General features: G+C 68.5%; 10 protein-coding genes. 8 read left to right on the top strand and 2 right to left on the bottom strand.

The window, feature by feature from the left end; genetic code table 11:
- Positions 1 to 583, bottom strand: a 583-nt coding sequence (locus tag Q2100_RS02705; protein WP_302912769.1) for a TetR/AcrR family transcriptional regulator, incomplete at its 3' end; no start/stop codon positions are given.
- 93 nt (positions 584 to 676) lie between these two features.
- Between Q2100_RS02705 and Q2100_RS02700 the strand changes: the two genes are divergently transcribed.
- The 8 genes from Q2100_RS02700 (at position 677) to Q2100_RS02665 (ending at position 9,182) form a co-directional block, all read left to right on the top strand.
- Complete coding sequence (locus Q2100_RS02700; RefSeq protein WP_302912770.1) at positions 677 to 1,678, top strand: oxygenase MpaB family protein; 1,002 nt, start codon at positions 677 to 679, stop codon at positions 1,676 to 1,678.
- A 59-nt stretch (positions 1,679 to 1,737) separates the two neighbouring features.
- Positions 1,738 to 3,135, top strand: a complete 1,398-nt coding sequence (locus Q2100_RS02695) for an ABC1 kinase family protein (protein WP_302912768.1) — start codon at positions 1,738 to 1,740, stop codon at positions 3,133 to 3,135.
- Complete coding sequence (locus tag Q2100_RS02690; protein ID WP_407667567.1) at positions 3,135 to 4,076, top strand: alpha/beta fold hydrolase; 942 nt, start codon at positions 3,135 to 3,137, stop codon at positions 4,074 to 4,076. The genes Q2100_RS02695 and Q2100_RS02690 overlap by 1 nt, the downstream gene beginning before the upstream one ends.
- Before the next feature lie 129 nt (positions 4,077 to 4,205).
- Complete coding sequence (locus Q2100_RS02685; RefSeq protein ID WP_302912767.1) at positions 4,206 to 5,075, top strand: cyclopropane mycolic acid synthase family methyltransferase; 870 nt, start codon at positions 4,206 to 4,208, stop codon at positions 5,073 to 5,075.
- Between the two features lie 188 nt (positions 5,076 to 5,263).
- Positions 5,264 to 6,160 carry a cyclopropane mycolic acid synthase family methyltransferase gene (locus tag Q2100_RS02680; protein ID WP_302912766.1) on the top strand — a complete coding sequence of 299 codons (897 nt, stop codon included), beginning with the start codon at positions 5,264 to 5,266 and terminating at the stop codon, positions 6,158 to 6,160.
- A 140-nt stretch (positions 6,161 to 6,300) separates the two neighbouring features.
- Positions 6,301 to 7,002: a YciI family protein gene (locus Q2100_RS02675; RefSeq protein ID WP_302912765.1), complete on the top strand. Its 702-nt coding sequence runs from the start codon at positions 6,301 to 6,303 to the stop codon at positions 7,000 to 7,002.
- Positions 7,003 to 7,008: 6 nt separating this feature from the next.
- Positions 7,009 to 8,223 carry an RNA polymerase sigma factor gene (locus tag Q2100_RS02670; protein WP_302912764.1) on the top strand — a complete coding sequence of 405 codons (1,215 nt, stop codon included), beginning with the start codon at positions 7,009 to 7,011 and terminating at the stop codon, positions 8,221 to 8,223.
- 71 nt (positions 8,224 to 8,294) lie between these two features.
- On the top strand, positions 8,295 to 9,182 hold the full coding sequence (locus Q2100_RS02665; RefSeq protein ID WP_302912763.1) for a UTP--glucose-1-phosphate uridylyltransferase: 888 nt from the start codon (positions 8,295 to 8,297) through the stop codon (positions 9,180 to 9,182).
- Between the two features lie 116 nt (positions 9,183 to 9,298).
- On the opposite strand, the gene rplA is transcribed toward Q2100_RS02665, so the two are convergent.
- The gene (rplA, locus tag Q2100_RS02660) at positions 9,299 to 10,006 is read right to left on the bottom strand and encodes a 50S ribosomal protein L1 (RefSeq protein WP_264011687.1); all 708 of its coding nucleotides are present in this window, start codon (positions 10,004 to 10,006) and stop codon (positions 9,299 to 9,301) included.
- Positions 10,007 to 10,049 lie beyond the last annotated feature (43 nt).

Here is a 10,049-nt window from a genome sequence, read left to right as displayed (position 1 = left end):
GGCGCAGCGCCTGGTCCACCACGGCGTCGAGGTCGTCGCCGAGGCGGCCGGTCAGCCATTGCTGGGCGAGTTCGGCCATCGCCCCGGTGTACATCGCCGCGCCGACCCGCGCGGCCACCGGGTCGGTACCGGGCTGCAGCCGCCAGCCCTCGGTGAGCACTAGTTCCAGGAGCAGGTCGACGGCCGCCTCCCGGCGGGCGGCCAGTACCGGGTTGGCCCGCGCGTCGGTGAACAGCACCCGGCCGCGGCGCGGATCGGCCGACCCGAATCCCAGCACCGCGGCGATGCCCGCGCGGGTGCGGTCGCGCAGCGAGTCACCGGCGCGCGCCATCGCGGCCTCGACGTCGGCGGTGAGTTGTTCGCTCACCTTGTCGTACACGGCGCCGAGCAGATCATCGACGTCGCCGAAGCTCTCGTAGAAGTAGCGGGTGTTCAGCCCGCACTCGCGGCACACCGAGCGCACCGACACGGCCGCCTCACCGCCGTCGCCGAACAGCCGGAACGCCGCGTCGATCAGCAGGCCGCGACGCTCGGCGCGCCGGTCGGTCAGCGGCACACCGGCCCAGCGGGTGGGGCTCGACATCGGACCAGCGTACGACCGATCGGGCGAATCTGGTCACAACCGTGGCCAGAGGCTATTCTGGTCACACACGTGACCAGACCCGGAGGGCCGACCATGGACCTGCTGCCCCAACAGATCGTCGAGAACCGGCTCAAGCGCCAGTTCAACCAGGACGTCCGCAGGCATTTCTTCCGCGGAATGGAGTTCGCCGGACCGGCGGGCGATCCCGGCTGGTTCGGTCCCGGCAGCGCGGTGTGGCACGTGCACTCCCACCTCGAGGCGATGATCTTCGGCCTGCAGTGCGCCGCGTACATGGAGCGGCTCGACCCGTCGATCTACTGGATGGGGATGCACCACTCCCGGCTGGTCAAGCGCGACGCCGACGGGGTGGCGCGTCCCGAGATCGACCCGAAGGGCGCCTCGGTGCGCCTCGGCCACTCGGTGGCCTTCTTCATCGGCACCGCCTACGGCTCCACCGACACCGCAGAACGACTCGCCACCACCGTGCGGTCCATGCACCACACCATCAAGGGGGTCCGGCCCGACGGTCTCGCCTACGACGCCGACGACCCCGACTGGCTGCGCTGGAACTACGCCACCGTGGTCTGGGGCATCGCCACCGCCCACGAGCTCTACCACCCGAACCCGTTGCGCGGCAGGACGATCGACCGCTACTACGGCGAATTCGTGCGCGTCGGCCACGCCCTCGGCGGCACCGACCTGCCGTCGACCAAGGCCGAGACGCTCGACTGCCTGAAGTCCTACCTGCCCCGGCTCGCGGTCACCCACGGCACGGCACTGGCCACCGGCCCGAATTTGCCGATGCCGCAGAGCGCGCTGAACTGGGCGGTGCGCGACACCATGCCGCGGTGGGGGAAGGAGCTGATCCAGCACCGCGACCCGCACCCCGTCGAACGCGCCGCGCGGCGCGCCATGGTGTGGATGGTGATCAACGGCCTGCACACCGCCGCAGGCCCGGCGCCGGAGTTCGAACAGGCGCAGGAACGGGTCGCCGGCGGCGTCGATCCCGCGCTGGCGCCCCACACCGAGCCGGCCTACGTGCCGGGCAGCGACCCGCTGCGCAGCCGCGCCGAGGTCGAGCGCACCTTCGCCTGAGCTGTGACCCGCTGCACACGCTTTTTCGCCTGCCCGCCGATTTTGAGACACTGGCCGTTATGAGTGTCACGCGAAAGACCCAGCACCGCGAGGTCGCCAAGCTGGACCGGGTGCCGCTGCCCATGGAGGCCGCCCGCGTCGGCGTCACCGGTTGGCAGATCACCCGCACCGGCGCACGCGTCGTCAGCAAGCTGGCGGGTCGCGGTTCCCTGCAGGAGAAGATCGTCAAGCAGATCCCTCAGACGTTCGCCGACCTCGGGCCCACCTACGTCAAGTTCGGCCAGATCATCGCGTCGAGCCCCGGCGCGTTCGGCGAACCGCTGTCCCGGGAGTTCCGCAGCCTGCTCGACCGGGTGCCCCCGGCGAACGCCGAACAGGTGGCCACGCTGCTGCGCGAGGAACTCGGCGGCGACCCGGCCACGCTGTTCAAGTCCTTCGACACCACCCCGTTCGCCTCGGCCTCGATCGCCCAGGTGCACTACGCCACGCTGCACACCGGCGAGGAGGTCGTCGTCAAGGTCCAGCGGCCCGGCATCCGCCGCCGCGTCGCCGCCGACCTGCAGATCCTCAAGCGTGGCGCCCGCCTGGTCGAGTTCGCCAAGCTCGGTCAGCGGCTCAGCGCGCAGGACGTCGTCGCCGACTTCGCCGACAACCTCGCCGAGGAGCTCGACTTCCGGCTGGAGGCGCAGTCGATGGACGCGTGGGTGTCGCACATGCACGCCTCGCCGCTGGGCGAGAACATCCGGGTGCCCCAGGTGTACTGGGACCTCACCAGCGAGCGGGTGCTGACCATGGAACGGGTCACCGGCGTGCGCATCGACGACGCCGCGGCGATCCGCAAGAAGGGCTTCGACGGCACCGAGCTGGTCAAGGCCCTGATGTTCAGCCTCTTCGAGGGCGGCCTCAAGCACGGGCTGTTCCACGGGGACCTGCACGCAGGCAATCTCTTCGTCGACGACGACGGCAAGATCGTGTTCCTCGACTTCGGCATCATGGGCCGCATCGACCCGCGGACCCGCTGGCTGCTGCGCGAGCTCGTCTACGCGCTGCTGGTCACCAAGGACCACGCCGCCGCGGGCAAGATCGTCGTGCTGATGGGCGCCGTCGGCACCATGAAGCCCGAGGCGGAGGCCGCCAAGGACCTGGAGAAGCTCGCCACGCCGCTGACCATGAAGTCGCTCGGCGACATGAGCTACGCGGAGATCGGCAAGCAGCTGTCGACGCTGGCCGACGCCTACGACGTGAAACTGCCCCGTGAGCTGGTGCTGATCGGCAAGCAGTTCCTCTACGTCGAGCGCTACATGAAGCTGCTGGCACCGAAGTGGCAGATGATGAGCGACCCGCAGCTGACCGGGTATTTCGCCAACTTCATGGTCGACATCAGCCGCGAGCACAAAGAGAAGGCTGCCGACGAGCGCTTGCGCGAGGAGCCGACGACCGAAGGGGTCGAGGCGTAGTGGAGATCAGGTCCGGTAAGGCTGCCGTCGGCGGGCAGGAGCGAAGTGACTCGGGGATCAGTTCAGGTGAGCTGGAGATCTATTACGAGGACATGGGCGACCCGAACGATCCCGCCGTCCTGCTGATCATGGGCCTGGGCGCGCAGCTGATCTTCTGGCGCGAGGGGTTCTGCCAGAAGCTCGTCGACCAGGGTCTGCGGGTGATCCGGTTCGACAACCGCGACGTCGGGCTGTCCAGCCACCTCGACGGCCGGCGGACCAAGGGTTCGCAGGTCGGCAACATGGTGCGGTCGTTCCTGGGATTCCGCAGCCCGTCGGTCTACACGCTCGAGGACATGGCCGACGACGCCGCGGCACTCCTGGACCACCTGGACATCGACCGTGCGCACATCGTGGGCGGCTCGATGGGCGGCATGATCGCGCAGATCTTCGCCGCCCGGCATGCGGAGCGCACCAGGACGTTGGCCGTCATCTTCTCCAGCAACAATCAGGCGTGCCTGCCGCCGCCCGGGCCGCAGCAGCTGCTCGCGGTGATCACCGGCCCCTCGCCGAACTCCCCGCGCGACGTCATCATCGAGAACTCGATCCGTGTCAGCAAGATCATCGGCAGCCCTGGTTACCGCTCCTCCGACGAGGATCTGCGCGCCGACGCCGTCGCGTTCTACGACCGCGCGTTCTACCCGCAGGGCATCGCGCGGCAGTTCAACGCGATCACCGGCAGCGGCAGCCTGCGCCACTACGACCGGCAGATCACCGCGCCCACGGTCGTCATGCACGGCAAGGCCGACAAGCTGATGCGCCCGTACGGCGGCAAGGCCATCGCGCGGGCCATTCCGGGTGCCCGCCTGGTGCTGTTCGACGGCATGGGCCACGAGCTCCCGAAAGAGCTGTGGGACGACGTGGTGGGCGAGTTGAAGACCACCTTCGCCGAGAGTCCCTGACCAGCGGCGGCGCTTCTCGATTCGGCCCGCGACGGACCGATCGGATACGATTCCCTGTCGAGTGCAAGGGGTTGTTGCACCGTCATCGACGACGCCGGCAAACCCCAGAACGGCCAGAAAGGCACCACCATGTCCCCAGCGGGCAAACTGAAGCCGCACTTCGAGGACGTCCAGGCGCACTATGACCTGTCCGACGACTTCTTCCGGCTTTTCCTCGACCCGAGCCAGATGTACAGCTGCGCGTACTTCGAACGCGACGACATGACGCTCGAGCAGGCACAGCACGCCAAGGTGGATCTCGCGCTGGGCAAACTCGGCCTGCAGCCAGGCATGACGCTGCTCGACGTGGGCTGCGGCTGGGGCTACACGATGATGCGCGCCGTCGAGAAGTACGACGTCAACGTCATCGGCCTGACACTGAGCAAAAACCAGCACGCGCACGTCGAGCGGATCTTCGCCGAGTCCGACAGCCCGCGCACCAAGCAGGTGCTGCTGCAGGGCTGGGAGGACTTCGACCAGCCGGTGGACCGGATCGTGTCGATCGGCGCATTCGAGCACTTCGGCAAGGACCGCTGGGACGACTTCTTCACCAGGGCATACAGCGTGCTGCCCGACGACGGTGTGATGCTGCTGCACACGATCACCGCGCTGACCATCCCGCAGATGGTGGAACGCAAGATCCCGCTGACCTTCTCGGTCGCCCGGTTCATCAAGTTCATCCTCACCGAGATCTTCCCCGGCGGTTACCTGCCGACCATCGAACTCGTGGGCGAGCACGGCCAGAAGGCCGGCTTCGACCTGACCCGCACGCAGTCGCTGCAGCCGCACTACGCCAGGACGCTGGACTGCTGGGCCGAGGCGCTGCAGGCCCACCGGGACGAGGCGATCGCGATCCAGTCCGAAGAGGTCTACGACCGCTACATGCATTACCTCACCGGCTGCGCGGACGCGTTCCGGAAGGGTTACACCGACGTTTGCCAGTTCACGTTGGAGAAATGATCTCAAACAGCCAGCAAACTCCTGATTGCTAGCTGGTCGGCGGCTCCAGACACCGGGTCGTCGCCGGGTGTGCGACACGCTGTAGGTTCGCCAGTCGACGCCCGGAATCGGGAGTAGCGTGCGGTCACAACGCGACCGACGCGGGAGCAATGCAGACGACCTGTCGCGAGGAAGGCCACGCACGAACCATGCCTGAGAACACGAACACCGATACCGAGCTGCGGCCGCACTTCGAGGACATCCAGGCCCACTACGACCTGTCCGACGACTTCTTCGGCGTCTTCCAGGACCCCACACGCAAGTACAGCTGCGCGTACTTCACGGGTCCCGAGGTGTCGCTGTCCGAGGCGCAGATCAACAACGTCGACCAGCACCTCGACCGGCTGGACCTCAAGCCGGGAATGACGCTGCTGGAGGTGGGCTGCGGCTGGGGGCTGACGCTGCAGCGGGCGATGGAGAAGTACGACGTCAACGTCATCGGCCTGACCCTGAGCAAGAACCAGCAGGCCTACTGCGACCAGCTGCTGGGCAAGCTCGACACCAACCGGACCTTCGACGTCCGCCTGCAGGGCTGGGAGCAGTTCCACAGCCCGGTCGACCGCATCGTGTCGATCGAGGCCTTCGAGCACTTCGGGTTCGAGCGCTATGACGACTACTTCAAGACGTGTTTCGACATCATGCCCGACGACGGCCGGATGACGATCCAGAGCAGCGTCGGCTACCACCCCGACGACCTGCAGGCCCGTGGGAAGAAACTGACCTTCGAGCTGGCCCGCTACGTGAAGTTCATCCTCACCGAGATCTTCCCGGGCGGCCGGCTTCCGAGCACCCCGATGATGATCGAGCACGGCGAGAAGGCCGGCTTCGTCGTGCCCGAGGCGCTGTCGCTGCGCAACCACTACATCAAGACGCTCGGCATCTGGGCCGCCAAACTGGAGCAGCACAAGGACGAGGCCATCGCGGCGACCGACGAGGAGAACTACCTCCGCTACATGAAGTATCTGCGCGGCGCGCAGTACTACTTCGTCGACGAGAGCATCGACGTCAGCCTGGTGACCTACCTCAAGCCCGGCGCCGTGGCCTGACCCGGCCCGTCACCGCGAAATCCCCCGACCGATGTCGGGGGATTTTTGCGTGATGTGTCGGATCCCGGCGCGGGCGTTCGTCGACACAGTAGAGAGTGGAACCAGAAGGGTTGCACTCGCTACCGGAAAGGTCGTCACCGATGCACTACTTCACCCTGCTGCTGGGACCAGAGGCCACCGAGGAGCCCGACGCCGAGACCCAGGCCGCCATCATGGCCGCCTACACCGACTTCCACGCGAGCGCAGGTGCGGCGATCAAGGCGGGCGACGCGCTCGCAGGATCGGCCACGACGGTCCGCATCACCGGCGGACCCGATCACCCGGTGGTCACCGACGGTCCGTTCGCCGAGGGCGCGGAAGTGGCCGGCGGCTACTACGTGTTCGAGGCCGACAACCTCGACGATGCGCTGGGCATCGCCCGCCGGATCCCGGCCTGCCAGGAAGGCGCCGTCGAGGTGTGGCCGATGGTCGGCTGGGAGGCGCCCACCGAGCGCATCGGCAGCGACTGGTTCGCGCTGCTGCTGGAACCGGCGGACCAGCCGTGCACGCCCGGCACCGAGGAGTGGGAGAGCGGCGAGTGCAGGCACGCGGATTTCGGGCGGAACGCCGGTGAGCACATCCTCGGTGGGGCGCCGCTGCACCCGCCGAGCACGGCGACCACGGTGCGTGTGCGCGACGGCGAGGTGCTGCTGACCGACGGTCCGTACGCCGAGGGTGCCGAGGTGGCCAGCGGGTTCTACCTGCTGCGGGCCACCGATCGCGACGAGGCCGTCAAGATCGCTTCGATGATCCCCGCCACCACCGTCCATCTGCACCGCCTGGTCGGCGTCTCCGACCTCTGACACTGCATGACCGACCTGGACGGCGTCTTCCGGCGGGAATGGGGCCCTGCCGTCGCCGCGCTCGCGCGGTGGTCGGGAGACCTCGGCATCGCCGAGGACGCCGTCCAGGAGGCCTGCGCGGAGGCATTGCGGAGGTGGCCGGACGACGGCGTGCCCGACAACGCCGGGGCGTGGCTGACCACCGTGGCCCGCAACCGGGTGCTCGACCGGCTCCGCCGCGAATCGGCCCGCTCGGGGAAGGAGTTCGCCGCGGTGGTCGATGAGATGAACACCCGGTCGGACGCTCCTGCGCACCGGGTGCGCGACGACGAACTGCGGATGATGTTCACCTGTGCGCACCCGGCGCTGGACCGGCTGTCGCAACTGGCGCTGACGCTGCGGCTGATCTCGGGCCTCACGGTCGCCGAGATCGCCCGCGCCCTGTTGCAGTCCGAGGCCGCCGTCGGTCAGCGAATCACGCGTGCCAAGAACAAGATTCGCAGCGCGAACATCCCGCTGCGGGTGCCGCCTGCCGAACTGCTGGCCGAGCGCACCCCGCACGTACTGGCCTGCATCTACTCGGTGTTCACCGAGGGCTACTGGTCGACGGCGGGGCCGTCGGCGATCCGCGACGAACTCTGCGGCGAGGGTGTCCGCCTGGCCGCCGAGGTGTGCGACCTGATGCCCGCCGAGCGCGACGCCCAGGCGCTGGCCGCGCTGACGCTGCTGCACGATTCGCGGCGCCGCACCCGGGTGGACGCGGCGGGCGCGCTGGTGCCACTCGAGGAGCAGGACCGCAGCCGGTGGAACCGCGGCCAGATCGCGGCGGGTTTGGAGCGGCTGCGCCGCGCGGCCGGATCCGGCGGGCAGTATCTGCCGCAGGCGGTGATCGCCGGCCTGCACGCGACCGCGCCGACGTGGGAGCAGACCGACTGGGTGACGATCTGCACGGCCTACGACCGGTTGCTCGCCGTCGGCGACTCACCGGTGGTGCGGGCCAACCGCGCGCTGGCCATCGGCTTCCGGGACGGCTTCGCCGCGGGTCTCGCCGAACTGGACGCGGTGGCCGCCGATCCCCGGTGGACCCGCTCGAACACCCTCGCCGTGATCCGCGCCGACCTGCTGCGCCGGTGCGGGCGGACCGACGAGGCGCTGCACTGGTACCGCGCCGCGCTCGCCGCGAATGGCTCCGAGCCGGCACGGGCTTTCCTGCGCCGCCGCGTCGCCGAGTGCGGCGGCTGATGTTCTCGGCTTGACCAGCACGCCGGGGTGACGGACGGTATGAAGGCAGCACGCGATCGAGAAGGAGAATCATGGGCAGCACCATCCGCAAGGCGGTGATCCCCGCCGCCGGTCTCGGGTCCCGGCTGCTTCCGCTGACCAAGGCGATCCCCAAGGAGATGTTGCCCGTAGGCGACAAGCCGGTCATCGAGCACACGGTCCGCGAACTCGTCAGTTCCGGCATCACCGACATCACCATCGTGGTGTCGGGCGGGAAGTCGTTGATCCAGGACCATTTCCGGCCCAACCCGGCGCTGGTGGAGCAGTTGCGCAACGACGGCAAGACCGCCTACGCCGACGCCGTCGAGGAGGTCGGGCAGCTCTCGGCCGCCGGCCACATCACCTACCTCGACCAGCACGGGCCCTACGGCAACGGCACCCCGGTGCTCAACGCCGCGCGCGCGTTCGGCGACGAGCCGATCCTGGTGCTGTGGCCCGACGACGTGTTCGTCGCCGAGGTGCCGCGCGCCCAGCAGCTGATGCGGGCCTACGCGCAGACGTCGTGCCCGGTGCTGGCGTTGCTGCCGATGGCCGCCGAGGATTCACAGCGCTACGGCGTGCCGATCGTCAAGGAGGACCTCGACGACGGCCTGCTGCGGATCACCGGCCTGGTCGAGAAGCCCAAGCCCGAGGATGCGCCGTCTGAGTACGCCGCCATCGGCGGGTACGTCATCACTCCCGGCGTCATCGACGAATTGCGCCAGCAGACCAAGCGCTGGTACGAGCACCGGACCGGCGAGGTCTACCTGACCGACGCGATCAACGCCTACGCCAAGGACCGCGCGGTCTACGGGCAGGTCATCCAGGGCAGCTGGTATGACACCGGCAACCCGGGCGATTACCTGGTGGCCCAGTTCGCCTCCGCGCTCGCGCACCCGACCTACGGGCCGCTGCTGCGCGGGCTCGCCGAAGGCAACTAGCAGTTCTCTGCCGACAAGACGCAAATTGCCCCGACACGCCGAGCGTGCGGGGCAATTTGCGTCTTGTCGCGAGTGGGGCCTACGCCTCCGGGCCGATGGTCGGCTCCGGCTGGCGCCTACGCCTCCGCGAAGTTGCGGGTGACGCCCGGGTCGACCTGGATGCCGGGTCCGGTCGTCGTCGAGACGACGATCTTCCTCAGGTAGCGGCCCTTGGACGCCGACGGCTTGGCGCGCAGGATCTCGTCGAGCGCGGCGCCGTAGTTCTCGGCCAGCGACTTCTCGTCGAAGGACGCCTTGCCGATCACGAAGTGCAGGTTCGCCTGCTTGTCGACGCGGAAGTTGATCTTGCCGCCCTTGATGTCCTGCACGGCCTTGGTGACGTCGGGCGTCACGGTGCCGGTCTTGGGGTTGGGCATCAGGCCACGCGGGCCGAGCACGCGGGCGATGCGGCCGACCTTGGCCATCTGGTCGGGCGTGGCGATCGCCGCGTCGAAGTCGAGGAAGCCGCCCTGGATCTTCTCGATCAGGTCGTCGCTGCCCACCACGTCGGCGCCGGCGGCGATGGCCTGCTCGGCCTTCTCGCCGACCGCGAACACGGCGACGCGGGCGGTCTTGCCGGTGCCGTGCGGCAGGTTGACGGTGCCGCGCACCATCTGGTCGGCCTTACGCGGGTCGACGCCCAGCCGGATGGCCACCTCGACGGTGGCGTCCTGCTTCTTCGACGACGTCTCCTTGGCCAGCTTCGCGGCCTCGATCGGCGAATACAGCTTCTCGCGGTCGATCTTCTCCGCGGCTTCGCGGTATGCCTTGCTGTTCTTGCTCATTGGTGTCTCCTTGATTCAGAGGTCGTGGTTCACGAGCCGATGC

The sequence above is a fragment of the Mycolicibacterium arseniciresistens genome (assembly GCF_030519285.1).
In the GTDB taxonomy this organism is placed as follows: Bacteria; Actinomycetota; Actinomycetes; order Mycobacteriales; family Mycobacteriaceae; genus Mycobacterium; species Mycobacterium arseniciresistens.
The sequence above is the reverse complement of the archived record's forward strand: the minus strand, read 5'-3'. Positions and strand labels throughout refer to the sequence as shown.